Annotated in this window: 29 protein-coding genes; 19 read left to right on the top strand and 10 right to left on the bottom strand. The window is 44.9% G+C overall.

The features are described 5' to 3' along the window. The first annotated feature begins 20 nt into the window (after nucleotides 1–20). A complete protein-coding gene (locus tag ACHKAR_RS10195; RefSeq protein ID WP_395417343.1) occupies nucleotides 21–1,193 on the top strand; it encodes a thiolase family protein in 1,173 nt (390 codons plus the stop codon). 28 nt (nucleotides 1,194–1,221) lie between these two features. On the opposite strand, the gene ACHKAR_RS10190 is transcribed toward ACHKAR_RS10195, so the two are convergent. Both ACHKAR_RS10190 and ACHKAR_RS10185 read right to left on the bottom strand, forming a co-directional pair. Then, the gene (locus ACHKAR_RS10190; RefSeq protein WP_395417342.1) at nucleotides 1,222–1,623 is read right to left on the bottom strand and encodes a tellurite resistance TerB family protein; all 402 of its coding nucleotides are present in this window, start codon (nucleotides 1,621–1,623) and stop codon (nucleotides 1,222–1,224) included. Between the two features lie 446 nt (nucleotides 1,624–2,069). Then, complete coding sequence (locus ACHKAR_RS10185; RefSeq protein WP_395417341.1) at nucleotides 2,070–2,729, bottom strand: response regulator; 660 nt, start codon at nucleotides 2,727–2,729, stop codon at nucleotides 2,070–2,072. Between the two features lie 417 nt (nucleotides 2,730–3,146). Between ACHKAR_RS10185 and ACHKAR_RS10180 the strand changes: the two genes are divergently transcribed. After that, nucleotides 3,147–5,048, top strand: a complete 1,902-nt coding sequence (locus ACHKAR_RS10180) for a CASTOR/POLLUX-related putative ion channel (protein ID WP_395417340.1) — start codon at nucleotides 3,147–3,149, stop codon at nucleotides 5,046–5,048. 6 nt (nucleotides 5,049–5,054) lie between these two features. Here ACHKAR_RS10180 and ACHKAR_RS10175 read toward each other — a convergent pair whose 3' ends face one another. Then, nucleotides 5,055–5,231 carry a hypothetical protein gene (locus ACHKAR_RS10175; protein WP_395417339.1) on the bottom strand — a complete coding sequence of 59 codons (177 nt, stop codon included), beginning with the start codon at nucleotides 5,229–5,231 and terminating at the stop codon, nucleotides 5,055–5,057. A 186-nt stretch (nucleotides 5,232–5,417) separates the two neighbouring features. On the opposite strand from ACHKAR_RS10175, the gene gdhA reads away from it, so the two are divergent. After that, entirely contained in the window at nucleotides 5,418–6,770 is a 1,353-nt protein-coding gene (gdhA, locus tag ACHKAR_RS10170; RefSeq protein WP_395417338.1) for an NADP-specific glutamate dehydrogenase, read from the top strand. Between the two features lie 333 nt (nucleotides 6,771–7,103). On the opposite strand, the gene ACHKAR_RS10165 is transcribed toward gdhA, so the two are convergent. Next, a complete protein-coding gene (locus tag ACHKAR_RS10165) occupies nucleotides 7,104–7,232 on the bottom strand; it encodes a hypothetical protein (RefSeq protein ID WP_255465342.1) in 129 nt (42 codons plus the stop codon). Nucleotides 7,233–7,277: 45 nt separating this feature from the next. Between ACHKAR_RS10165 and ACHKAR_RS10160 the strand changes: the two genes are divergently transcribed. Further along, complete coding sequence (locus tag ACHKAR_RS10160; RefSeq protein ID WP_395417337.1) at nucleotides 7,278–7,604, top strand: Rieske (2Fe-2S) protein; 327 nt, start codon at nucleotides 7,278–7,280, stop codon at nucleotides 7,602–7,604. Here ACHKAR_RS10160 and ACHKAR_RS10155 read toward each other — a convergent pair. Further along, the gene (locus tag ACHKAR_RS10155) at nucleotides 7,601–8,797 is read right to left on the bottom strand and encodes a sodium:calcium antiporter (protein WP_395417336.1); all 1,197 of its coding nucleotides are present in this window, start codon (nucleotides 8,795–8,797) and stop codon (nucleotides 7,601–7,603) included. The two genes, ACHKAR_RS10160 and ACHKAR_RS10155, sit on opposite strands and share 4 nt — an antisense overlap. Nucleotides 8,798–8,893: 96 nt before the next feature. On the opposite strand from ACHKAR_RS10155, the gene ACHKAR_RS10150 reads away from it, so the two are divergent. The 5 genes from ACHKAR_RS10150 (at nucleotide 8,894) to ACHKAR_RS10130 (ending at nucleotide 12,011) form a co-directional block, all read left to right on the top strand. Further along, complete coding sequence (locus ACHKAR_RS10150) at nucleotides 8,894–9,346, top strand: ABA4-like family protein (protein WP_370519068.1); 453 nt, start codon at nucleotides 8,894–8,896, stop codon at nucleotides 9,344–9,346. A gap of 64 nt (nucleotides 9,347–9,410) precedes the next feature. Continuing rightward, nucleotides 9,411–10,172, top strand: a complete 762-nt coding sequence (locus tag ACHKAR_RS10145) for an SDR family NAD(P)-dependent oxidoreductase (RefSeq protein WP_159582458.1) — start codon at nucleotides 9,411–9,413, stop codon at nucleotides 10,170–10,172. A gap of 64 nt (nucleotides 10,173–10,236) precedes the next feature. Next, the gene (locus ACHKAR_RS10140) at nucleotides 10,237–10,650 is read left to right on the top strand and encodes a TerB family tellurite resistance protein (RefSeq protein WP_395417335.1); all 414 of its coding nucleotides are present in this window, start codon (nucleotides 10,237–10,239) and stop codon (nucleotides 10,648–10,650) included. 67 nt (nucleotides 10,651–10,717) lie between these two features. Continuing rightward, nucleotides 10,718–11,113, top strand: coding sequence for a TerB family tellurite resistance protein (locus ACHKAR_RS10135; protein WP_159582456.1), 396 nt, complete (start codon nucleotides 10,718–10,720; stop codon nucleotides 11,111–11,113). A gap of 49 nt (nucleotides 11,114–11,162) precedes the next feature. Then, nucleotides 11,163–12,011 (top strand): hypothetical protein, encoded by an 849-nt coding sequence (locus tag ACHKAR_RS10130; RefSeq protein WP_395417334.1) that lies wholly within the window; start codon nucleotides 11,163–11,165, stop codon nucleotides 12,009–12,011. Here the strand turns inward: ACHKAR_RS10130 and ACHKAR_RS10125 are convergent. Both ACHKAR_RS10125 and ACHKAR_RS10120 read right to left on the bottom strand, forming a co-directional pair. Next, entirely contained in the window at nucleotides 11,988–12,809 is an 822-nt protein-coding gene (locus ACHKAR_RS10125) for an arylamine N-acetyltransferase family protein (protein WP_395417333.1), read from the bottom strand. The genes ACHKAR_RS10130 and ACHKAR_RS10125 overlap by 24 nt on opposite strands. Further along, entirely contained in the window at nucleotides 12,809–13,912 is a 1,104-nt protein-coding gene (locus ACHKAR_RS10120) for a hypothetical protein (RefSeq protein ID WP_395417332.1), read from the bottom strand. Before ACHKAR_RS10120 ends, ACHKAR_RS10125 begins: the two co-directional genes overlap by 1 nt. Before the next feature lie 58 nt (nucleotides 13,913–13,970). Between ACHKAR_RS10120 and ACHKAR_RS10115 the strand changes: the two genes are divergently transcribed. Together ACHKAR_RS10115 and ACHKAR_RS10110 are read left to right on the top strand one after the other, a co-directional pair. Then, on the top strand, nucleotides 13,971–14,540 hold the full coding sequence (locus tag ACHKAR_RS10115) for a DNA-3-methyladenine glycosylase I (RefSeq protein ID WP_395417331.1): 570 nt from the start codon (nucleotides 13,971–13,973) through the stop codon (nucleotides 14,538–14,540). After that, nucleotides 14,537–14,743: a Kazal-type serine protease inhibitor domain-containing protein gene (locus tag ACHKAR_RS10110; RefSeq protein ID WP_395417330.1), complete on the top strand. Its 207-nt coding sequence runs from the start codon at nucleotides 14,537–14,539 to the stop codon at nucleotides 14,741–14,743. Before ACHKAR_RS10115 ends, ACHKAR_RS10110 begins: the two co-directional genes overlap by 4 nt. On the opposite strand, the gene ACHKAR_RS10105 is transcribed toward ACHKAR_RS10110, so the two are convergent. Continuing rightward, nucleotides 14,744–15,394, bottom strand: a complete 651-nt coding sequence (locus ACHKAR_RS10105; RefSeq protein ID WP_395417329.1) for a Tll0287-like domain-containing protein — start codon at nucleotides 15,392–15,394, stop codon at nucleotides 14,744–14,746. A gap of 47 nt (nucleotides 15,395–15,441) precedes the next feature. Here ACHKAR_RS10105 and prfA point away from each other — a divergent pair, with 47 nt between their 5' ends. From prfA to ACHKAR_RS10090, 3 genes are read left to right on the top strand one after another with little or no spacing between them, the layout of a single operon-like run. After that, nucleotides 15,442–16,515, top strand: a complete 1,074-nt coding sequence (gene prfA, locus ACHKAR_RS10100) for a peptide chain release factor 1 (RefSeq protein WP_159582449.1) — start codon at nucleotides 15,442–15,444, stop codon at nucleotides 16,513–16,515. 27 nt (nucleotides 16,516–16,542) lie between these two features. Further along, a complete protein-coding gene (locus tag ACHKAR_RS10095; protein ID WP_395417328.1) occupies nucleotides 16,543–17,919 on the top strand; it encodes a right-handed parallel beta-helix repeat-containing protein in 1,377 nt (458 codons plus the stop codon). Beyond that, on the top strand, nucleotides 17,916–18,338 hold the full coding sequence (locus ACHKAR_RS10090) for a secondary thiamine-phosphate synthase enzyme YjbQ (RefSeq protein ID WP_395417327.1): 423 nt from the start codon (nucleotides 17,916–17,918) through the stop codon (nucleotides 18,336–18,338). Before ACHKAR_RS10095 ends, ACHKAR_RS10090 begins: the two co-directional genes overlap by 4 nt. A gap of 1 nt (nucleotide 18,339) precedes the next feature. On the opposite strand, the gene ACHKAR_RS10085 is transcribed toward ACHKAR_RS10090, so the two are convergent. Together ACHKAR_RS10085 and ACHKAR_RS10080 are read right to left on the bottom strand one after the other, a co-directional pair. Continuing rightward, on the bottom strand, nucleotides 18,340–19,338 hold the full coding sequence (locus ACHKAR_RS10085) for a glycoside hydrolase family 5 protein (protein WP_395417326.1): 999 nt from the start codon (nucleotides 19,336–19,338) through the stop codon (nucleotides 18,340–18,342). Between the two features lie 104 nt (nucleotides 19,339–19,442). Continuing rightward, on the bottom strand, nucleotides 19,443–20,462 hold the full coding sequence (locus ACHKAR_RS10080) for a YitT family protein (RefSeq protein WP_395417325.1): 1,020 nt from the start codon (nucleotides 20,460–20,462) through the stop codon (nucleotides 19,443–19,445). A gap of 29 nt (nucleotides 20,463–20,491) precedes the next feature. Between ACHKAR_RS10080 and ACHKAR_RS10075 the strand changes: the two genes are divergently transcribed. From ACHKAR_RS10075 to ACHKAR_RS10055, 5 genes are all read left to right on the top strand, one after another. Beyond that, the gene (locus tag ACHKAR_RS10075; RefSeq protein ID WP_159582444.1) at nucleotides 20,492–20,887 is read left to right on the top strand and encodes a hypothetical protein; all 396 of its coding nucleotides are present in this window, start codon (nucleotides 20,492–20,494) and stop codon (nucleotides 20,885–20,887) included. Nucleotides 20,888–21,027: 140 nt separating this feature from the next. Continuing rightward, nucleotides 21,028–22,584, top strand: coding sequence for a SulP family inorganic anion transporter (locus ACHKAR_RS10070; RefSeq protein WP_159582443.1), 1,557 nt, complete (start codon nucleotides 21,028–21,030; stop codon nucleotides 22,582–22,584). Nucleotides 22,585–22,599: 15 nt separating this feature from the next. Further along, nucleotides 22,600–23,220: a carbonate dehydratase gene (gene can, locus ACHKAR_RS10065; RefSeq protein ID WP_395417324.1), complete on the top strand. Its 621-nt coding sequence runs from the start codon at nucleotides 22,600–22,602 to the stop codon at nucleotides 23,218–23,220. Between the two features lie 96 nt (nucleotides 23,221–23,316). Continuing rightward, nucleotides 23,317–23,760, top strand: coding sequence for a DoxX family protein (locus ACHKAR_RS10060; RefSeq protein WP_395417323.1), 444 nt, complete (start codon nucleotides 23,317–23,319; stop codon nucleotides 23,758–23,760). 189 nt (nucleotides 23,761–23,949) lie between these two features. Next, nucleotides 23,950–24,489 carry an RNA polymerase sigma factor gene (locus ACHKAR_RS10055; protein ID WP_395417322.1) on the top strand — a complete coding sequence of 180 codons (540 nt, stop codon included), beginning with the start codon at nucleotides 23,950–23,952 and terminating at the stop codon, nucleotides 24,487–24,489. Nucleotide 24,490: the final 1 nt, after the last annotated feature.

Genomic DNA, 24,490 nt, shown 5'->3' with positions numbered 1-24,490 from the left:
AGACCAAAAACACTAATAAAATGGATGCATATATAGTAGCAGGATATAGATCAGCCGTAGGACGAGCCAAAAAAGGAGGCTTCAGATTTTACAGACCCGATGATCTGGCGGCTGATGTGATCAAACATCTGGTGAATTCGATTGAAGGATTTGATCCTAAAAGGGTAGATGACCTGATTGTGGGCAATGCCATCCCGGAAGCGGAGCAAGGCATGCAGATGGGAAGGATGATTTCTCTGTTGTCGCTTCCGGTGGAAGTGCCCGGTATGATCATTAACCGATATTGTGGATCAGGGCTGGAAGCCATTCATCTGGCTTGCGCCAGGGTACACTCAGGTACAGCCGATTGTATTATTGCTGGAGGTACAGAGTCCATGTCTTTGGTGCCCATGCTTGGGTACAAGACCGCCCTCAACTGGAAAATTGCTGAAAACAACCCTGAGTATTATCTGAGTATGGGCCTCACAGCTGAGGAAGTGGCCATAGATTATAATATCTCGAGGGATGATGCCAACGAGTTTGCCATGAAGTCGCATCAGAAGGCTGCGAAGGCCATCGCCGACGGAAAGTTCAAGGATGAAATTGTTCCGGTAACTGTGGAAGAAATATACCTGGAAGGAGACAAGCGAAAGAAAAGATCCTATGTGGTGGACACCGATGAGTGCGTAAGAGCCGATACCAACATGGATTCGCTCAACGGCTTACGGCCGGCGTTTAAACAAGGAGGTCAGGTCACAGCAGGAAACTCTTCACCCACCTCGGATGGAGCTGCTTTTGTCATGGTCATGTCAGAAAAGATGGTGAAGGAATATAACCTTCAGCCAATTGCAAGAATGGTGAGCTATGCTGCGGCAGGAGTTAACCCACGTATTATGGGCATAGGCCCTGTGGCTGCTGTGCCGAAAGCACTGAAGCAGGCTGGTTTGAAACAGAACGACCTGGACCTGATAGAACTCAACGAAGCATTTGCCGCTCAATCATTAGCAGTGATCCGTGGCCTGGATCTGAATACGGATATTCTGAACGTCAATGGAGGCGCTATAGCATTGGGTCACCCATTAGGATGTACCGGAGCCAAACTATCCATTACGTTATTCAATGAGATGAAAAGGCGCCAAGGAAAATATGGAATGGTAACTGCCTGTGTGGGAGGTGGCCAGGGAGTCGCTGGTATTTATGAATACCTCAACTAATTGATTACAAAAAAGGGTAGCTGTTTGGCTACCCTTTTTTGTGATATTTTCTTTTGATTTTCTGTATTTCGGATTTGAGTTTCACATTGGCATGAACCTGACTGTACAGGTCCATCACGGCCTCCAGCGGGTAGCCCAGTTTCTTGGCCATGTTCATACAGTAGCTAATTTCCTCGTCAAATATCTTTCCGTCCACTTTCATCAGATGAACCAAATTGTAGAGCGTATCGAAAGATTCATCTTCGCTGAGTTTACTGAAGTCAATTTTTTCCGGGGGATGATCAAAATACTCCTGTAGCTCCTCTTCAGACAAACCATGTGCCATGCCAATTCTGGAGATCAACTCTTTTTCTGTGTCATCAATATCTCCGTCCATGGAGGCCAGGTGGATCAATATTGAAATTTGACTCTTATCCTTTTGTTTACTCATTGACCTAAAATAAGAAAGTCTCTCATTATGTGAACCACAAACAAGAGACTTTTCAGTAATCCTCTTCAGATTACGTTTGACCTGCAACAAGGAAAAGACTTTGGTAAGGCTTCCTTATGACTAAGCTTAAGTAACGGTGAAAGAGGAAATGGTTGGAACGCGGAGGAAAAATTTTCAAAAAACAAAAGAAAGAGAGAAAGCTAAAGACCTGAAGAGGTTTGGCATACCAACAGATTAAGCGAAATATCTAGAGCCTCTCTCTTTCTTTCAACCATCAACCTATTTGCAGACGAAACTGCGACACTAAAGTATTTCATTTAACAATAGCAAAATTGGCCAAAATGGAACTGGAGATTCAGAAAGGGCCTTTCAGGACAATGAAAGAGGTTTTTGCCGAGAACAACCTATAGAAAAGGTGTAAAAAAATACCCAAAAAGTGGTAGGTGTTAAAAGCTTACAATTTGCTGTTGGATAGCAAATTTTACCAGCCCGACGGCATTCTTGGCTTCTGTTTTACGCATGAGATTTTTGCGATGCGTGTGGATGGTTTGTTCGCTAATGAATAGTCGATCACCAATTTCTTTCATAGTCAGTTCCTGGCAAATGAGTTCGAGAATTTCTACCTCACGTTTGGTCAACTGGCTTCTTTCATTGAACAAGGGCTTGTTGATGGCTCCCTTTTGCACTTTTTGGTGGAGTGCTCGGGCTACAAGCTGGTTGTAATAGAAATCATTGTTCATCACTGAGCTGATTGCCTTCTGGACTTCTTCGGGCTCTGCACTTTTGAGAAGATAACTATGTACCCCAATTTCGATCAAATCAGAAATCAATTTGAGGGAATCGTGCATGGAAATCATGATGATGTGGGTGTCCGGAAATTTAGTTACCACTTTTTTGGCGGTTTCCCACCCATCGAGCACAGGCATTTCCAGATCCAAAAGAAGGATATCAAATTTCTCAATGGCTAGCAAATCCAATGCCTTTTGACCATTTTCTACATCCTTCACAGAGGTGATCCCCGGGAAAGTTTTGACCATCATGGACATACCTTTTCTAAATAAGGTATGGTCATCTGCCATTAAAATGCTGATTGATTGTTGCTCCATTCTATTCACCGATCTTCCAAATTTAGCTAATAACTTATGTAAACGGAAAATCGGCAGAAAATGGATTGAAATGTTGCTTTTGAGGCCAATCAGGGGCATCATTAGTTGTTTTTGAAAAGTAAAGAACCGCCCTAAGGTCCGGACGGAGCACAGAAATGTGAAAGAGGTTTGGTGACAAACCCCAGGAATCAATGCTGGTACACTAACAAGAGATATGAGGACGCTAAAACAACAACTCCCTTACCGGGCATGGAAGCTCCGCGCCGTTCTGGATCAATTTGGCTTGCATACGACGAGTAAATGAGCAAGAAAACCGCGAATAGTTTATGCAAACGCATCTTCATCTAGGGTGATTAATTTATATTTTGGTTTAGTTTTGCGTATCTTTTCAAGTCATATTCAATACCGACACTCCAAATGAGTAAATTCCCGCTTAAAACCAGGTTAAACTATAAGTTTGACAACTATTTATCGAAAGGCACGGCGGCCATGATCTATGGCTTGGGGATATTGTCAATGATTATCATTATTGTTTTTGGAGTGCTCCTTTTGACATTTGGTCTACACCCAGATCACGATAAAGACTTCACTATTTTCGAATCATTGTGGGTGAACCTCACTCACGTATTGGATCCGGGTGTATTGGGTAACCATGAAGACAACTGGCCCTTCAGGGTTTTCATGTTGTTCACCACTTTTCTTGGTCTGGTGATCATCTCCACGTTGATCGGTTTGGTTTCCAATGGTATCCTCACCAAGATGGATGAGCTGAGAAAGGGCCGCTCATTCGTAATAGAAAAAGACCATGTGCTGATTTTGGGATGGTCATCTAAAATATTTACCATCATCTCAGAGATAGTCATTGCCAACGAAAATCAGCGCCGAGGCGTGATCGTGATTCTGGCCGATATGGACAAGGTGCTCATGGAAGACGAGATTCGGGACAAAGTGGGCAGTACGGCCAATACGGTGGTGATCTGTAGAACAGGGAATCCGATTGATGTTCATGATTTGTATATAGCCAACCCTTTTGATACCAAGTCAATCATTATACTGGATAAGGATAACGAGAATTCGGATTCCCAAATCATTAAAACCATTGTGGCAATTGTCACCAACCCAGAGCGGAGAGAGGCCCCATATCACATCACTGCGGAGATGGAGGATAAGAAAAACTTTGAAGTGGCCAAGATGGTGGGTAAAGATGAGGTGGAGCTCATTTTGTCAGATGAAATCATTTCGCGAATTATGGTGCAGACTTCTCGTCAGTCTGGGTTGAGTGTGGTCTACATTGAACTGATGGATTTTGGCGGGGATGAAATTTACTTCATGGAAGAAAAGTCGCTGATCGGTAAAACCTTTCGGGAGATTCTTTTTGCTTATGAAGACTCGGCGATTATGGGGATTCAGTACGCTGACGGCTCAGTGGAAATTAACCCTACCATGGATACCATCTTTAGGGAAGGCGACAGTGTGATCGGTATTACGGAAGATGACGACACCCTGGTTCCGAACTCTCCGGACTTTATTGAATTGCTTGAAGATAAGATCGTCTATACAGAACCGGAGGTAAAAGACGAAGAAAAAATATTGATTTTGGGCTGGAACAATAGGGCGAGACACATCATCCGCGAACTTGACTATTATGTTCCTCCAGGATCCCATGTAAAGGTGATGTCCAAGTTTGATGATGCGGCCAAGGCGATCAATAAGCTTTCGAATCTAGTTGAAAACATTCACCTCAGCTTTGAAGTGACTGACACCACCGACAGAGAAACCCTCCAGAACATGGATTTGGGTCAGTATGATTACATCATGCTACTCTGTTACCAGAATTATTTCCCGATACAGGAAGCGGATGCGCAAACCCTGATTACTCTACTTCACCTTAGAAACTTCACAGAGAAAAACGGACAGAAATACAAGATTGTGTCTGAGATGCTCGATATCCGAAACCGGCAATTGGCGGATATCACGAGCGCGGATGACTTCATTGTTAGCGATAAACTGATCAGTTTGCTAATGAGCCAGGTTTCAGAAAATAAGTTTTTGATGAGGGTATTTGAAGACCTCTTCGATGCGGACGGATCAGAAATTTATATCAAGCCAGCCAAAGAGTATGTAAAAGTGGGTGAGCCCATGAATTTCTATACCATCCTGGAATCTGCTGCCCGAAAGAATGAAGTGGCCATTGGCTATCGTGTAATCAGGGAAGCCAAAGAAGCCAACAAAGGATACGGCGTATATGTGAATCCACGCAAGTCAGATATGTTTACACTCACCGATAAGGATATGGTGATTGTTCTTTCAGAGGATTAAAGACTACTATTTCTGTCCGCTGAGAGCCTCCCTAATTTGTTTCATAGCCTTTCTCCTGTACACTCTCGTGCTGTGACTCATTTTAGGAATTTTTTCCAGGTAGTTAAGCACCGCACTTTTTTGATTTCCGTTGAGTCCCTTCATTTTTGAAATGATCTCCGTTTCAAGTTCTGTATGATACATGATTTTGGTGGTTTGTTTATCTCCCTAATATAACGTGGAGATGTTATCGAGTGTTTAGATCAGCATCATGATATCATTATGATCCGAGAGTTTCCGTTACCCAAGTTTGATGACTGGCTCTATGTTTTTCTGTAAAAAACTTCTATCTTGAATAATCAATTTTCCCAAAAAACACCCGCAAATAATATGGCCAATCATTCGAAAAAAGTTGATGAGTTCATCCAGAGAATAAGTCAGCGTAATCCACATGAAAAGGAATTTATTCAAGCAGTAAAAGAAGTTGCAGAAACCATAGTCCCGTTCATAGAGGATAACCCAAAATATAAGCAGACCAATGTATTGGAAACCATGTGTGAGCCTGAGCGTGTGGTCATGTTCAGGGTGCCCTGGGTAAACGATCAAAATCAGGTTCAAATCAACAGGGGCTATAGAGTACAAATGAACTCGGCCATTGGTCCATACAAAGGAGGCTTGAGATTCCACCCTTCCGTTAACTTATCGATATTGAAGTTTTTGGCTTTCGAACAGGTATTCAAAAACAGCCTCACCACTCTGCCGCTGGGAGGCGGAAAGGGAGGGAGTGATTTCGACCCCAAAGGCAAATCAAACGGAGAGGTCATGAGGTTTTGTCAAAGTTTTATGACCGAACTATCCAAGCATATTGGTGGCTTTACGGACATTCCTGCAGGAGACATTGGGGTGGGCGGTCGTGAAATTGGCTTTTTGTTCGGCCAGTACAAGCGACTCAGAAATGAATTTACGGGAGTGCTCACGGGAAAAGGTCTTCAGTATGGAGGTAGCCTGATTCGTACTGAAGCCACCGGATATGGTGTGGTTTACTTTAGCAAAGAAGTTTTGGAAACCCATGGAAATAGTCTGGAGGGTAAGGTTTGCGCGGTATCCGGAAGTGGTAATGTTGCCCAATATACCATTGAGAAATTATTAGAACTCGGTGCAAAGCCGGTTACGGTCTCCGATTCGGGAGGGTGTATCTATGACAAAGAGGGTTTCAATGAGGAGAAGCTTGCATTCATCAAAGAGCTCAAAAATGAAAAAAGGGGCAGGATTAGTGAATACGCAGATCAATTCAAGGGGTCCGAGTTTCACGCCGATGTGACACCATGGAACTTTAAGGTAGATTTGGCGTATCCTTGTGCCACCCAAAACGAGCTTCCGCTGGAAGACGCCCAGTTGTTGGTGAAAAATGGATGTATTGGGGTTTTCGAGGGAGCCAATATGCCCACTACTGATGAGGCGCTGACTTTCATCAGAGAGAAGAAGATTTTCTTCAGCCCCGGCAAAGCATCAAACGCGGGAGGAGTGGCTACATCCGGTCTGGAAATGTCTCAAAACTCACAACGCTTGTATTGGACACGAGATGAAGTGGACTATCGCCTCAAAATGATCATGAAGAGCATCCATAATAACTGTGAAGAATACGGTCGTGAAAGCAAGAATTATGTGGACTATGTGAAAGGGGCCAACATTGCAGGCTTTGTGAAAGTGGCCGATGCCATGATTGCTCAGGGGGTGGTTTAAAGTTTGGATGAATGTTGGTTTAAACCTATGAGTCCGGTTATCTTTACACAAAAAAATAGCGCGTTATGGCCATGTTAGTTTTTATTCTTGTGTTGTTTGTTTTGGCAATCATTTGCCCAACGATCTTGCCAAATAGAAAAGTAAGCAAGCACGCAAAGGACGACGTATAATCTCCCCTATTAAGGTTTTGAAAAGTGTGGGAGTTTAGGCTGCGTGTACCCATCAGCCTGAACTGATCATCTGGGCATATCATATATGACACCAGATGTTCGCATCAGGAAGGGCACCAAGTCAAAAACCGAAAGTTTCCGCACCAGGCGCACTTAAATAAGATCAGTCTTTCTTCTGACTTTCCTTTCTCATATCTACGAGAGAAAGAGCTGCCCCAAAGGCAACAAGAAAAATAACGATATTCACGAATAGATTTACACCGTCGGTTACTGCAGGGTTAGTAATGTCCATGATTGTAATTTTTATTATGCGAATATAGAAAACGGTCAAGCCAAAATGAAAGAGGAGGTCATATTATTCCAATCCATTTCCGCACTTGATTCCGTGTTGAAGGATCGTAAAATCATTCAAATCAGCTACAACGAGCAAAAGTATGCTTTGACCAGGTTCGGCACCAGGATCTTTGTGTTTGAACCGAAGTGTCCACACTTTGATTATCCGCTGGTGGAAGCCAGCGTAAATGGGGCATGCAGAGTGGTGTGTCCGTGGCATGGCTATCAGTTTGACCTTAGTACAGGACAGGAATTAATAGACCGCTGCCGTCCGCTTTCCGTGCAGGAGGCCACCTGGAACGCTGATGGTCAACTCGTGACCCAGCTCTAAGAAAGACTGAAATGTCTGACGATGGAAACCAACCAATCTGCAATGGCCTGTGCATATTCATTACCAGCACCCCGACCTACAACATATAGGACAAACAGAAAATACAGAGCAAGAAGCAGGCTTGCCTTAAATCGACCTATATATCCTCCCCAGACGAATATAATGAGCACAACGGCCGTTAGTAACCAAAGTAGAAACCGCAGTTCACCGCTCAGGTCTACCATCTCTTGAGACATGGCAATGGGCCCGTGTATCAAAGTGAAGATAAAAAGCGGGAACCCAAGCGCAAAGCAGATATCAAAAATATTGCTACCCAGGGCATTGGAGATAGCGTCATCATATTGTCCCCTTTGGGCATCTTTGATAGAAATAATTGTATCAGGGAAACTGGATGCCGCTGATGCCAAAATCAACGCAACAAACATTACCGGAATACCTAACCCTTGAAACTCGCCCAAAAAGGGAACCGTGTAGGTGTCATCACCAATCCACTCACAGGCGAGAACCAAAAGATAACAAACTGCAGCAATACACACTGTGGCCGAAATGAGCAGAGACCAGGCATTCAGGTTGTTGATTTTTTTCCTTCCGATAAACACGCGGTGAAGGTCCAGGGTGAGCAACCCGACCAAAAAAGGCTTTTGTTTTGTCTGATCCACCTCAAAATCCTCTTCACTGATGTGACTTTCTTCGAGCATTATCTCCCGCTCCTTTTTGTCCATAGACCAAAACATGTAGACGATGTAGACCACATATACGAGCATGAGCAACAAACCATGATACCAATCTAAAGAAGAACCACTGATCAGCACGATGAATAACAATTCTGCGATGAGCAAACTCAGACCATCTCTGAGCATTACCTTTTTGGAAGCCCTTACCTTATTAGTAAGTCCCATACCAATCACTGCCAAAACAGCCACTGCCGGAATCACCATACTGTTGAAGATAGCAGAACCTGCTGTGGTGCCGATCCCACCGGAAAATCCTTCGGCATCCTGCATGATAAACAAGAAAAAGAATGAGGTGAAAACTTCCGGCATTGAGCTGGCTATGGCGTTGATAGTTGCACCCCTTACTCCGTCAGAAAGGTTGCGGCCAATGTACTCTGATGCAGTCATAAAGCCATCTCCCGCGCGCCATATAACAGCGCAACAAATGGCTATAAGAATTAAAGGTATGATGATGCCCATTTTTGACGGTTAACTTGATGGAAAATTGTAATATACAGCTGGAGGAGTGACTAATATAGTAATTTTATTTCTCCCACATGTGCCGTGCAGTGATTAATGACAAAGATATTGAATATGGATTCAAACACCCTTTTTGATCTGACGAGTGCCATTGCAGCGTGTGCATGGGCGCTAATGATTTTTACACCAAGGTGGAAATACACCCAGAGAGCGATTCAAACCATCGCAATACCTGGCGTGTTATCTGTTTTCTACTTAGGCATTGTTATCACTCATTTTTCCACAGGACTACCGGATTTCTCGTCCCTGAGGGAAATAAGGGTTCTTTTTTCCAATGACTACATGCTTTTGGCCGGGTGGATTCATTACTTGAGTTTTGATTTGGTCATTGGCTCATGGATTCTCACCAAGTCTCAGGCACAAGGATTTTCACATTGGTTAGTTGCCCCAGTTTTGCTCCTTACTTTCATGATGGGCCCTGTTGGGTTGTTGGCTTTTTTCATTCTTTATTATTTGAAAATCAGAGAATGGCCGTTGATAACAAATTGACCAATGGAGTCTTAATTTGCTGATGTTTAACTAATTTTCGTACGAATAATTTTAGGGATCAGATATGTACATCAACCTTTCAGGTCTAAATATATTAGTGACAGGCGCGAGTCGGGGTATAGGAAAGGCCGTGGCTACCAAGCTGGCAGAAGCAGGAGCCACCATTGCTATTCATTATAATAAAAACGTCCGTGAAGCAGAGAATCTCGCTCATATTTTGGGCAACGAGTCCAAGGCTTTTCAGGCGGATCTTTCCTTGCCAGATGAGGCCTCCAAGCTTTTCGACCGGATTGCTCTGGAGATGGGCAGCATAGAAATAGTTATTAATAACGCAGGAGTGGCCATTCCGGCACCCATCAATGCATCAGAGGAGGATTGGCAAAAGGCGTGGGATGACACCATGATGGTGAACCTCACTTCTCCGGCGGTCATTTGCAGAAAGGCGATCGACCATTTTCTGAAACGAAAATCTTCTGGGCGAATTATCAACATCAGTTCCAGAGCGGCCTTTCGTGGAGATCAGGCAGAGTATATGGCCTACGCAGCGTCCAAAGCCGGGTTGGTTTCCCTCACCAAGTCCATTGCCCGGGCATATGGCAAAGATGGGATCAAGGCATTTGTGATCGCCCCGGGTTTTGTGCGTACGGATATGGCGAAAGAATTTATGGATATGTATGGGGAAGAGCACACCAAAGGGGATGTTGCACTGGAGCGATTGACAGAGCCTAAAGATCTCGCCCCACTCATCACTTTTATTGCCAGCGGTATGGCTGACCATTCTACCGGGTCCACATTTGATATCAACGCCGGCAGCTATATGCATTGAGGTTGTCTTGAGTTGTGAGTTTTAATTTTTATATTTAAAACATAACGAGCCAACTTACTCAGCCATGGATAATTTTAAAAGCCACCTACAATCACTCATTCAGCTAGCCGTATCTGATCAAAACTTTAACGAGGAAGAAAAGCAGCTGATTTATAGCATAGGAAAAGCCAATAAAGTAGAGGAATCAGAGATAGATGCTTTGATCCACGAAAACATCTCCAGAAAAGGTGAGGTTGATATCTCCTTCTCTGCATTATCCTTTGAAGAAAAGTTCCAGTTTTTGTATAACATCATTCAGCTGATGAAGATAGACAGTAAGGTCTTCCTTAGCGAAATCAAATACTGTGAGGACTTGGCCCAAAGGCTTGGTTTTGATAAAAAAGTAGTCAAAAAATTATCTTCACAGATCTATTCTAACCCTTCCATCACCGGAAACAGGGACAAACTGATTAAAGAAGCGCGTAAATTTGAATTATAGGAATCCTTGTTTCTAATCGCGCGTAAATCTATCTTTAAAGTTAATTGATAACTGACCTTACTTAATTATGAGTATACAATCCCAACTAAGTACACTTATTCAGCTTGCTAAAATTGATGGAGAGTTTGCAGGAGAGGAAAGAAGCTTGATAATGATGCTGGGTAAAGCAAATGGTGTTTCGGAAGCAGAAATACTGAACCTCGTGGAAAACCCCCAGCCCCTTCCCCCTTTGTCCACGATGACAGATGAGGATAGGTTCGAGTATCTATACAACATTGTCCAGTTGATGAAAATCGACAGTCAGGTATATTTGAGTGAAATCAAATACTGTGAAGAGTTGGCTGAAAAGCTGGGCTTCAAGAAGGGAGTAATCTCCAAGCTTAGTTCCAAAGTATTTACAGACCCGAGCATTACCTCTAACAGAGAGGCCTTGAAAAGGGAAGTAATGAAATATTTGAATTAAATAATGAAAGGCCTTTAAGGCCTTTTTTGATTTCCGGCCACTACCATCCATGCAAACATTCGAATGGAGATCACTTCAAAAGACAGATCCGGATCATCTTCGTGCGGCCAGAGAACAGCTACATCAGGCCATTCAAAATGTGGCGGCTGTCGGTAGAAAATTTTCTCCTAAGTCCCGGTATGATGAATATGCTGTCCTCACTTGGGTACCTGGTCTTTCGCGGCTGGCTGGCCAGTGGGTGTCAGGATCCGTAACCTTTAGAAGCTCCCTCAGTCTGGAATCATTTACCATTTATCTGGTGGATCAAAAGGTGAACGTGTTGGGTTCCTATCCGGTGGAAGGTCAGACCCAGCTACAAATGATGATCTGGTTGGAGGAGCAAATAGGTAAACTTGGCCTCAATGCCGCCAACCTCACGATGAACCTCCCTTATGAATTACCTGAATACCCCACTCAGTCAGGAGAGCCATTTCACATGCAATATCCGGCGGCTGCTCTGGAGTTGGCCAAGTATTATCACAACTCCTATGTTTCGTTGCGGGAAATAAAAGTAAAAATGGGTGTTGAGAACAATATTCAGGTATGGCCTCATCACTTTGACCAGGCACTGGAGGTGGTGCTAAAAAACTCAGGTGACCCGGAAACGGATACGCATATTCTGCTGGGGATGTCACCTGGCGATCATCTTTTTGGCAGCCCTTATTTTTACGTGAGCACCTGGCCATTTACAGATACCGCCCAGTGTGGCCGACTAAGTAACAATGCCATTTGGGTGAGCGAAGAATGGACCGGGGCAGTGCTGTTTTCTAAACATCTTTTTGAGGGAGATCAAAAAGCAATGGTGGACTTGTTTTATGAAGAGGCTTCTGCTCAGTTAATTGAACTTTTGACGAAGTAGAGACCTCACGTTGATCTTGAAAATTTCCTGCAGCTGCGCCAAAAACTCATCTTCATTTAATATTTCAAGCTCCTTCTGCTCACCGTAAAGGGATCGCTTTATTTTGCGATCGGTCAGTGTTATCCGCCCTTCACTGAAAAGCTGGGTGATCAGCTTTTGTTTGGTGAAGTGTGACTGATCAGATTCCTGGTGAAAATTACAGCGGGGTAGGAACTCTATCATTTGGCGAGGTTGTAGCGTGAATACATAAATGGATTCATAGAGGCTGTTATCATTCGATTTTCTTAGTAGCCACTCCCCATCGGGGTTATGCTCAAACCGGAAATAGCGCGTATAGTCCAGCTGAACGTCACCGGTCACCAGGCGCTTGGGTTCGGAAAAGAGCTCACCAAAACCAACATCACATAGAAAGTTACCTTCATCCAGGGAAACAAAAACAACCATATGATCAAACTCCGGAGAAATAGACCCGTCCTGAAAAACCCTGGCGGACCCCAGGAAGGCCCGGAATCCAAGACGAGCCAGTAGGTGATAGAGTAACCCATTCAACTCATAGCAAAACCCCCCTCTGCGGTGGCGGATGATTTTGTCATAGATAGAATTGATGTCCAGAATGATCTTTCTCTGATAATGAATGTCCAGATTCTCAAAAGGGATTTGGAGGAGATGAGCCCGGTGTATTTTCTTAAGAAATGCCAGTGATGGCTCGTCTTTTTGCACCCCGATTCTTTTCAGATACAGATCGGTATCAATGGGTGGTACTTTTGGTCTGGTCTGAAAATAATTGAGGTCGGACATTACCTAAAGGCTTGATTGAGGTTGTAAATGAAGTTTTCAAGCCCCTGCTCCCAACTCACATCTGCGTCCCATACTTTGCCGGGATGTATGTCTTTTACGATGGTTTGTTTGACGTAGTATTTTGTCACATTCGCGTTGATGGGAATCCTCTTCAGTGCAGGACGGTTTTGAACATCAAAAGTGCTCGTCATATAGTGTGTTTCAGTAGCGGTGGTCGGGTAGTTAAGTACTTTTTTCACGGAATGGCCAGTGCTGGACAATGGCATCAGAGCATATTGATACCCGGCTTTATATAAGGCATCCTCATTGGTTTCGGTGACAATATCATATTTAAAAGGATATGCCGCCATGATAGCATCCAGGCGCTTGTTTTTCTCTTCTACTTGTTGGTTGTATGCAGCAATTTTCGAAGCTAGCTCAGCATCTTCTACATTGTCGCCAGGCACTTTCTGAAAAGCGACTACCGCCAGTTTCAGGCTTTTGAGACGACTGGGATAATTTTCGAGTCTTGTTCCTTCAAAAATGACCAGGTCCTGGAGATATTCTGGCTGCTCAGGTATGAGTAGATTGCTGCGCTCAATTTTCTGTCGGAGAACCTGCCTCCCAAGCCTCACCATCACCTGGTTCAGCTCCTGATCACTTTCTTTCCAACCATTCTGGCCATTTTTGATATAATTTTCTGCACTGAACCCGGTGATCAATATGGTGTAAGTCTCTTCCGGAAACAGACCTACCTGATTGAGGATAATCAGGTTTTTCACATTGCGCTTCTGAAACAGAGATAAGTAGGCGCTATTCACCTCTGGTCCCGCATTCAGATCGTCCAGATATACATACGCAATGGGATCTACACCTATTTTTCTGAAAGTCTTGTGTGCATTGGCAGCCAACTTTTTCCAGTCACCTCTTATCACAAAGCCATCCTTCATTTGGGTAGGAATATCCAGGATCACCACAGACCGCTCGGAAGTGAGGTTTTCAGGCAGTTGATTCGAAATATTAATAATGCTTGCGCCACCCACGTTGACCATTTCAGGTTGAGTGTAGGCCTGTTGGATGAGAAAGAAAGAAATGAAAAGAATTATTCCCCGTTTGATTACCATATGCTGCTTATGAAATCTAAATTTATATATTAACCAACAAAGCGCAAGCGTATTATCTATGGACAAGAAAAGATGCAGGTGGGCAGAGGGGACTTTTGACGAGTACATTCGATATCATGATGAAGAGTGGGGGGTCCCAAATCACGATGATGCCATTCATTTTGAGTTTTTGGTATTAGAAAGCGCCCAGGCAGGGTTGAGCTGGAGTACCATACTGAAAAGGCGAGAAGGTTACAGGAAGGCCTTTGCGAATTTTGAGGTGCATAAGGTAGCGGCCTTTGATTCCAAGAAGATCAATGAACTGGTGGGAAACACCGACATCATCCGAAACAGAGCCAAGATAGAAGCTGCTGTTAATAATGCAAAAAGGTTTTTGGAGGTTCAGCAGGAGTTTGGCTCCTTTGACAAATATATTTGGGGCTTTGTGGGCCATCAGGTCAAAATAGGCCGGTGGGAAGAAAAGGGAAGTATTCCGGCTACGACAGCAGAGTCGGATCTTTTAGCCAAAGACCTGAAAAAACGGGGTTTTAAATTTTTGGGATCTACCACCATTTATGCACATATGCAGGCCGTGGGTTTGATCAATGATCATACGATCGATTGTTTTCGATTTAAAGAACTGACATGAAAATAGCTTTCTTTTTTCTTGCACTAGCAGCAGGCTGCACCCGGACCTCCGAGGTGTGTATAGATGAAGACAAAATCAATGAGCAAGCCATTTGTACCATGGACTACAATCCTGTGTGCGGCTGTGATGGGCAAACTTACAGCAATGCCTGCCATGCCGAATCGCGCGGCCTGATCAGCTATGACCCGGGTGCCTGCGAATAACTACAACTTACTGACTACTGCTTTTTTGGGAATGATAATGCGCCACATCCCCCTGAAATTTCCCACCTCATAATTGACAGCTTCGTCGTTGGGGTACCGGGATTTGATCAGACTGTAATTTTCCGGTGTAATGTCGGAACCTACTTGCCCATGACAGTTGAGGCACAGCGTGGAGCCAATCGTTATGGGTTTGGTGTAAATAAGGCTTTCCGCATTATATTCCTGAATCTGTCCATCCAGATTCTCCGGCACATAGGCATAAGCTTCCCAGATGGCTTTGTCTGATTCCGAAAGCACGTTGGCCGGGTTTCTGGGCTTATCGGTCACACGGCTTATGGTTACTCCCAGGCTATCCTGCAGGCCGGCGGTAATGCCCGAAGCACTCAGTTGGCAGAAGTCAATAGCCCCACTGATCCCATTTTCCACAATCGCACGCTTGAGTGTATTGAGGTAAGCACTTGCTGTGGCCGATACTATTTCTTCTCCGAGTTCCTCACCTTTGAGCATCAGATCTGCAGGGACAATCCGTTTTAACTCGCGGGCGGCTTTTTCCTGACGAAAGCCTTCTCTATCCACTGGTTTCTTGGGTGTGCAGGAGTAGATGCAGAGGAAACCAAACACTAGAATCAAGGTGTTTTTAGTAGGTCGCATAAAAGTCTTTTGGCTTTATATAATTTTGCAGACTAAAGTTAACGGAGATGATTGATAAACTTGAAGCAATCAAGAAAAGGTTTGAGGAGGTAAGTCAGCTGATTGTGCAGCCAGATGCGATGGCTGATATGGGTAATTATGCCAAGTTGAATAAAGAATATAGTGACCTGGGGAAGGTGGTGAAGAAATATGATGAGTACACTCATCTGTTGGCTAACCTCAAAAGTGCCAAGGAGGTGCTCGAAACGGAGAAGGATGAAGAGTTTCGGGAAATGGCCAAAATGGAGTTGGATGAGCTGGCGCCCAAAAGGGATGAACTTGAGGAAGAATTGAAAATGATGCTCATCCCTAAAGATCCGAATGACAGTAAAAATGTGATTTTGGAAATACGGGCAGGTACTGGCGGGGACGAGGCAGCCATCTTTGCTGGAGACCTTTTTAAAATGTACGAGCAGTTTGCGGCGGATCAGGGTTGGAAATTTTCAGTAATGAGTCTTACCGAAGGCACAGCAGGCGGTTTTAAGGAAATTGTGACCAGTGTGGAAGGCGAAGACGTCTACGCCAAGTTGAAATTCGAATCGGGTGCTCACCGGGTGCAGCGTGTACCTCAGACTGAATCTCAGGGCAGGGTGCACACCTCGGCAGCCACAGTGGCGGTGCTGCCAGAGGCCGAAGAGGTGGATGTGGAGCTGAATATGGGTGATATCAGAAAGGATACCTTTAGGGCTTCGGGAGCAGGAGGTCAGCACATCAACAAAACAGAATCTGCCGTTCGTCTGACGCACGCACCGTCTGGTTTGGTGGTGGAGTGCCAGGACGGCCGCTCTCAGCATGCCAACTATGACAAGGCTTTGAAAGTACTGCGGTCAAGGCTCTATGAAATAGAACTTAAAAAACACAATGACGCCATTAGTTCTCAGCGAAAAACCATGGTGGGCTCCGGAGATCGATCTGATAAAATCAGAACGTATAACTATCCGCAAGGGCGGGTGACAGATCATCGAATCAACCACACGGTCTACAATTTGCCCACAATTATGAGTGGAGAAATAGGTGAGTTTATTGAGAAACTTAGAATAGCGGAAAACTCAGAGTTACTAAAAGCTGAGGGTCAGGAATAAACCCAGCGGTTTTCCGTTGATCTACAAATGAAAAAATTTTTACCTGTCTTATTTATTCTATTAACAGGAATACTGGCCTGCGAGCCTGAAGAAGAGAAGATCACCACTTCTCTGGACGTGAAGCTGGCGTTTAGCACAGACACCGTCCTCTTTGACACACTCCTGACGGAGCGCCTGAGCGTGACCAAGCGCCTGAGAATTTACAACCCCAATGATAAGGCAGTAAAAATTCACGATATCAGGCTGGGAAAAGGCAGGGCCTCTGACTATTCCATGATTGTCAACGGACAATCAGGTACCACCATCAAAGATCAGGTGCTTTTCGGAGGTGATAGCCTGCTGATATTAGTAAGTGTGGAAATAGATCAGCAAAACAAAGACCTGCCTTATCTGGTCAAGGACTCCATCACCGTCTCATGGGGCAAATACCTGGCTAATGTCAAGCTGGTGGCTTATGGTCAGGACGCCAACTTTGTGAATAGCCGCCTGATTTGTGATGAAGTGTGGACGGCAGACAGGCCTTATGTTATTTACAATTTTGCTTTACTGGACAGCCTGTGTACCCTCACCGTTCAGCCGGGCACCAAAATTTATCTCGACAATGGGGCTTCATTTTTTGTACAAGGGAGCCTCAAAATTCTTGGAGATTCTGGTAGGCATGTTACCATTAGGAATACCCGGTTCGATCCGGACTATCTGGAAGCCCCCGGTCAATGGGGCGGCATTTACTTTTTGGAGGGTAGCAAAGACAATGAAATCAGGTATGCAGATATAGAAAATGGTGAAATCGGCTTGCGGGTGGGCACTCCCGACAATGACGAAAAGTATGATCTGGAGATTTCCCATACCACCATTCGTCATATGTCGGTGGCTGGTATCCTGGCTTTTTCTTCAGATGTTTATGCTTACAACACACTCATTCACAATGCCGGAGGCTTTCTCGTCGGTAATCTGGCGGGAGGAAATTATAAATATGAGCATTGTACATTTACCAATGTGCCTAGTTTTTTCATCTCGGATGATCCTATGATCCAGTTTTCTGATAATGTGATTCTGGCGGATGATGACGTGCTGGTTGGTGACCTGTCTGTAGAAATCACCAACTCCATTTTGTGGGGAGAAGGAGTCAATCAACTTTTTGTAGGAGATGGAGGCGGAGCCACGGTGGTCACCAAGATTCAGTCGAATATTATCAAATCCAAAGAAGATTGGCCAGATAACTACGTGTCTCAGGAGCGAAACTATCCTGGCTTCAAAGATCCATTTACGTTTAATTACCAGTTGGATTCATTGGCTTTTGCCAGAGACAAGGGTGTTAATATTAGTATATCGGATGACATCACGGGTCATCTTCGCGATAGCAAACCAGACATAGGGGCGTTTGAAAGAATTGATCCAAAATGAAGACTTTCCAGCAGACGATTCACTTGCAGCCGTTCGGTCGTGGTTTTCATTTGATAACACGTGATGTATTGAATGCTATACCTGAAATCAGGGAGCTGAAAACAGGAATGCTTCAGGTTTTTATTCAGCATACCTCGGCTTCACTCACCATCAATGAAAATGCGGATCCAACAGTGAGAATGGATTTTGAGAGTCATTTCAACCAAATGGTACCGGAAAATGCGCCTTACTATCAACACAACTATGAAGGCCCGGACGACATGCCGGCACACATCAAAGCAAGCCTTTTGGGCCCATCGGTGCTAATTCCCATCACCAATGGAAGACTGAATCTCGGTACCTGGCAGGGAATTTACCTATGTGAGCACAGAGATTATGGTGGCTCGCGTCATTTGGTGCTCACTGCATGGGGTACATGACTTAGTCGTACTGATATGTGTTTAGCTTGGCTTTGAAGAATTTTCCATGGCGGGTGAGCTCTTTGTATTCCCAGTCACTGAATAAGCTCGGGGCCCACCGGGCATCAAAAACCCAGACCACATAAGAGATGTCTTTTTCATCGCAGTATCTAGTGATGGCTTCTCCATAGCGCTCATCACTGATTACGGGCACATGAGCGCCTCTTTCTTCTGCTCCCGAAAAGCCGATTTCTGTTAGAATGACAGGATATTTTTCTTTCATCCGGCCCCAGTCCATGGTCCACTGGCTTTCCCAGGGCTGGTTTCGCTTTTGAGGGTAGGGATGACTCACATAGCCGATCCCTACCGCCTCAATGGGATGCTCAAAAGCAGCGGATAAATCGTAAGCCCAGTTAAACCCGGCTACCAGCGGGATGCCCTGACCCCCACAGGCCCTGATGATGGTAATCATTTCTTCGTTGATGGCCTTCCACTCGTCCCATGAGCAGACCCCGAGCTGTCCATTGTTGGTCGTGGGTTCATTGAAGAGCTCATAAAAGGCGACTGTTGGATTGTCCCCATATTTCCTGGCGATGGTTTGCCAAAAGGAAAAGGTTTCATTGAGCGTGGTTTCATATCCGGGTCTGAAAAAGAGCCCTGACTTGAGATTGCCGATGCTGTGCCAGTCGAGAATCACATACATACTTTGCTCTGCTGCCCATCGGATACCACTATCCAGCAATGTTAGGTATGCAGACTCACCTCTTTCCCTCCATGCTCTTGGGTGTATGGGGAAGCGCACTACATTGGAGCCCCATGCTTTCATTTCCTGAAAATAGGCTCGTCCCCATTGTCCTTGTTTTTCCAGGTTATCCGGGTCGCTGGCATTATACCCTCTAAGGACTACCTTTTTGCCGGACTCATTGACAAATTGATTTCCATTGACCGTAATTCTTTCCAGGGATTGTTGTGCCAAGGCGCTGTTAACCACCAAAAACAATGTGCAAATCAAAAGTCTCATATCGTTGTAGAATTTACGAGACCAAAAGTAGGTCAGGATAGAATGCAGTTAGGTACTTAAATGTTCAGCATATAGGGCCGAAAAGGATAATTCGGGATACCGTTTTACTTATTGAGTTTTTTGAGGGGGAGTTTCTTAATCATACCACCCCGAATGTCCTTTACTTTGGACATCACCAAAAAGGCCCCCGGGTCTATTTTTTCTATCTCACCCTCTAGCTTGGAGACCTCCAGGCGAGTGATTACGGTATAGAGAATGTTGGTTTTGGCTTCTTCTTTCTGCTGCAGACTGAAGCCCTTACTTCCATGATAAATGGTAGCACCCCGTCTGAGCTTGGTCAAAATCATTTCGCGGACCTCCGCATGCTGATCCGAGATGATCGTTACACCAATGTATTCATCAAAGCCCTCCAGCACAAAATCCACCGTGCGAGATGCGGCGAAATAGGTGATAATGGAATAGAGGGCGGTATCCATTGACAAGAGGTAGGCGGCCACTGAGAAAATCACAATGTTGAAGATCAGAATGAGCTCCCCCACGGAGAAGCCGATTTTTTTGCCCAGGTAAATCGCTAACACCTCCGTACCATCTATGATCGCACCCCCTCGGATAGAGAATCCTATGCCCAGGCCCAGAAAGAAACCGCCAAATATGGCAATGAGCAATGGATCGTCTGTAATGACGGGAAAGTCAAAGAAATAGAGGATCAGTGCCAGAAGTGAGATACTGGCAAAACTCTTGATGGCAAAGCCCCGGCCTATCTGGATCCAACCCAGGGCCAGAAAAGGAATGTTGATTAAAAAGATAAATAATGATGGCCGACCATCAGTGACTATGGCGAGTAAAAGCGAGATGCCGGTGACTCCCCCATCGAGCACATCATTTGGGAGCAGGAAACTTTCCAGTCCAAAAACAGCACACATAACACCTATAAACATGAGGAATGCTTGTCTGAGGTAATGACGTACAGTTATATTGAGAGAGGAATGGTTTTCGGGCATACCCGTCAAAATTAAGCCCAAACCCTGACATATGCAGGAGAAACAATTTTCCATTTTAGCTGCGCCCAATATTTTGTAAGGATTTCCATCTGGAACACGAGCCATGTTAATTAGGGTGTCCATCAATGGCGGTTATTTCATACATTTGCGAAATGGGGACTAGGAAAATCAGTCTGAAAAGTAAAATACTCACCATGATGCTGGTTGTTCTCATTTTTCATGAAGGGCACCACTTCACGGAGCTTTCCAGCAAAGGGATTGATTTTTCGAATCACCCGGTGGAATCATTGGCTGGAATAGTGTGGTCTTTTATTACCGGCGACTATGACGAACATTCCCCGGCAGAACCACTCACCGACAACAGTCCTGAGCAGAATGAAGAATCTCAGGAAGAATCATCAGAGCAGGATGAGACTAAGAAATTATTTGAATCTGGCGCCGAAGGAATTCTGGGGGGTTTACAGATGATCAAGGACAAGGATTACTACCATATTTTGGAACTCACCAATCACCCACGGCAGATTCCGACCCCACCTCCCGAGGGATAAATCACCTCTTTTCCCACCCTGTTGATTGACACAGGGAAATTATTCGAATTTCTAGATCCGTGTTATAGCCTATCAGGAGAGGTACGCTTTGTAAGTGTACCATGTCCGGGCTATAGAAGGGTTCATTTTTACCAACATTCATGAATATTAAACAAGATCTATTTAAAGACCTGGAAAGAGACATGCTGTCCGGCGTGGTGGTTTTTCTGGTAGCGTTACCCCTTTGCCTTGGAATTGCGCTTGCTTCAGGAGCACCATTGTTTTCAGGAATCATATCAGGTGTTATTGGGGGGCTGGTAGTCAGCCTTCTTAGTAAATCCCAACTGAGTGTAAGTGGCCCGGCTGCTGGCCTGGTGGTGATTGTGCTTGGTGCCATTGAGACATTGGGAAGTTATGAAGCATTCTTAACGGCCATTGTGCTGGCCGGAGTTTTTCAGTTCCTACTCGGTCAGATGAAGGCTGGCATTGTAGGAATGTATTTTCCTTCGTCAATTATCAAAGGGATGCTCGCCGCGATTGGGCTCATACTGATTCTAAAACAGATACCACATTTGGTGGGATTTGATTCGGATGCTTTTGGTGAGATGGAGTTTATCCAAAAGGACGGCAGCAACACCATCAGTTCACTCTTTACTTCTTTTGAGCATTTGGTTCCGGGGAGTGTGACCATCGGTCTTTTTTCCTTGATTCTACTGGTGCTCTGGGAGCGTCCTCTTATCAAGCAAAACAAACTGCTCAAACATATACCCAGTGGATTGCTGGTGGTTTTATGCGGGATTGCGATCAATCAATTCTTCAAGTTTTCCGGATCAGATCTGGTTGTCAATAGTAGCCATATGGTGAATATTCCCATTATTGAGGGCTTAAGTTCTTTGAGTACTGTATTCAGGACGCCTGATCTGGGGGTGCTCGGTGATGTGAATGTCTATATCACCGCCGCTACTCTGGCTATTGTGGCCAGCCTGGAAACACTACTCAGCATAGAAGCGATAGATAAGCTGGATCCTCAGAAGCGACGGACGCCGCATAATGCGGAGTTGAAAGCGCAGGGAGTTGGGAATATGCTGTGTGGATTGGTGGGAGGATTGCCGATCACAGCAGTTATTGTGCGGGGTTCTGCCAATGTTGATGCGGGGGCCAGGTCCAAAAAGTCAGCGTTTATTCATGGACTGCTCCTCCTGATCTTTGTGGCGTTTCTGCCCCATGTGATCAACGAAATACCTCTTGCTTCTCTGGCCGCCATTTTGATCATGGTCGGATTCAAACTGACCAAACCGGCGCTGTACAGGCAGCAATACGGGTTGGGGCGCGAGCAGTTCATACCCTTTATAGTGACCATCATTGCCATTCTTTTCACGGACTTGTTGATCGGTATTCTCATCGGCATGGGTGTAGGTGTGTTTTACATACTCAGGGCAAACTATAGGGTGGCCTATCACTATGAGGAAAAGGAGCAAGATGGCCGGTCGGAAATTCACCTAAGGTTGAGTGAGCATGTATCTTTTCTCAACAAGGTGGGGCTGCAACTGTCACTGGATTACCTACCGGAGAACAGTCAGGTGATCATAGATGGCTCACAGTCTAAACAGATAGATCATGATGCCCTGGAGCTGATTCACAATTTCAAAAAAACTGCGCTGGAGCGCAACATCAATTTTACACTTAAGAATGTCCCGGAGTTGAACTCTGGATATTAACTAAATAAAAAAATCATGGAACAATACTATAGGAGTTTATTAGAGAATAATAAGAAATGGGTAGCCTCGAAACTTCAGGAAGACGCGGCGTTTTTTGACAAATTGGCCAAAGGTCAGAAGCCACCGGTGTTGTGGATAGGGTGTGCAGACAGCCGGGTGCCAGCCAATGAAATCACAGGCACGGCGCCCGGGGAAGTTTTTGTACACAGAAACATTGCCAACATGGTAGTACACACAGATATGAATATGCTAAGTGTGCTGGATTATGCCGTGAATGTGCTGGAAGTAAAGCACGTGATTGTCTGTGGTCACTATGGGTGTGGTGGTGTGATGGCAGCCATGGGCACGGAGGAGTATGGAATTATTGACAACTGGATTCGCCATATAAAGGATGTATACAGACTCCATAAAAAAGAACTGGACCAGATTACCGACAACAAAACCAGGACCAACCGGTTTGTGGAGTTGAATGTGCTCGAACAGGTAAAAGATTTGCATGAAACATCCATCGTAAGAAATGCCATTAAATCTGGTAAGGAGTTGCAAGTGCATGGCTGGGTATATGACATAGCCAATGGGCTGGTGAAGGACCTGGACTATGATTCAGCAGAAAATCAGGCACTATTGTTTCAATAGTCAGAAATCAGGAGTGTAGGGACGGGAGGTTCATCCTTGGGATGAACTTTTCGCTTCCGGATTTCTTTGTATGGATATGACCAAACATAGATTCCTATGAGCACTATCTTTTCAGAAATTGAGCATTGGGGCGATGCCCACCGGGCCAACTGGCTGGTTGTTTTGCGGGTGGCATTGGGCGGTTTTATCGTTTTCAAAGGGGCATACTTTGCACTGCACATTGATCAGCTGCAGGAGATGTCATTGAGTGTGGCTTACCTTTCTGTGGGGCTGGCACATTACGTACTTTTTGCACACCTCATCGGTGGGCCATTGATCCTGCTGGGATACTACACCCGCACAGCCAGCATCCTTCAGTTGCCGGTTTTGCTGGGGGCGGTCATTTTTGTGAATGCTCCTCAGGGGCTGGCCACAGTGGGGGGTAATTCTGAGCTGTGGGTATCAGTGATCACCCTTTTTATATTGATTGCTTTTAGCATCTTTGGAGCGGGCAAGTACTCGCTGGATGAGATGCGGAGAAAAGAGGAAATGCGACACTGAAAATTTTCCGGACACCACAGAAATTTAGAAACCCGGCCATTGGTCGGGTTTTTTTGATTCTGGTGACCTGTCCTTTGGGTGTTCAATAGTCCTGTTAAATCACCCGCTACCTTTTTTTATTCCTCAATGTAACCTTCCCTCTCTTTTCAGGTAACTTATCCGAATCAACAAAACCTAAACCGATCGATCTTGAGTAAGGAAAGTGATGAGCAGCTAATGTTGGCGGTGCAGACCGGGGCGCTGGAGAAGCTCAATGAGCTTTGTGAGCGCTATCAAAAGCGGATATATAACTACTGCCTCAAGTCGGTATTGGATGCGGACGACAGTGCTGATCTCACGCAAAACATTTTCATCCGGGTATTGAAGTACAGAAAGTCTTATAAGCCCGGAAGTAATTTCGAATTCTGGCTTTTTCAGATTGCCCGCAACCAGGTGAAGGATCATTTCAGAAAAATGAAAGTTCACCGGGATCAGTTTCAGGCGGCAGATGTGCTGCCAGACCATGCTGATGATTCGGATGAGGAGCAGCAGGAGAGAGAACAGCGGTTGATGCAGGCTTTGAGCCTACTGCCTGAAGAGAAGAGAGAGTTACTGGTGTTGAGCAAATTTGAAGGGATGAAATACGAACAAATCGCGGCCCTGAAATCTACCTCAGTATCCGCGGTGAAAGTGCAGGTGCATCGCACCATCAAGCAATTGAAGGAATTATATTTTGAGATTAAAAGCTGAA

Source organism: Marinoscillum luteum, assembly GCF_044005705.1.
Classification (GTDB): Bacteria; Bacteroidota; Bacteroidia; order Cytophagales; family Cyclobacteriaceae; genus Marinoscillum; species Marinoscillum luteum.
Note: the sequence above shows the minus strand (reverse complement) of the source record. Positions and strands in the feature narration are given on the sequence as shown.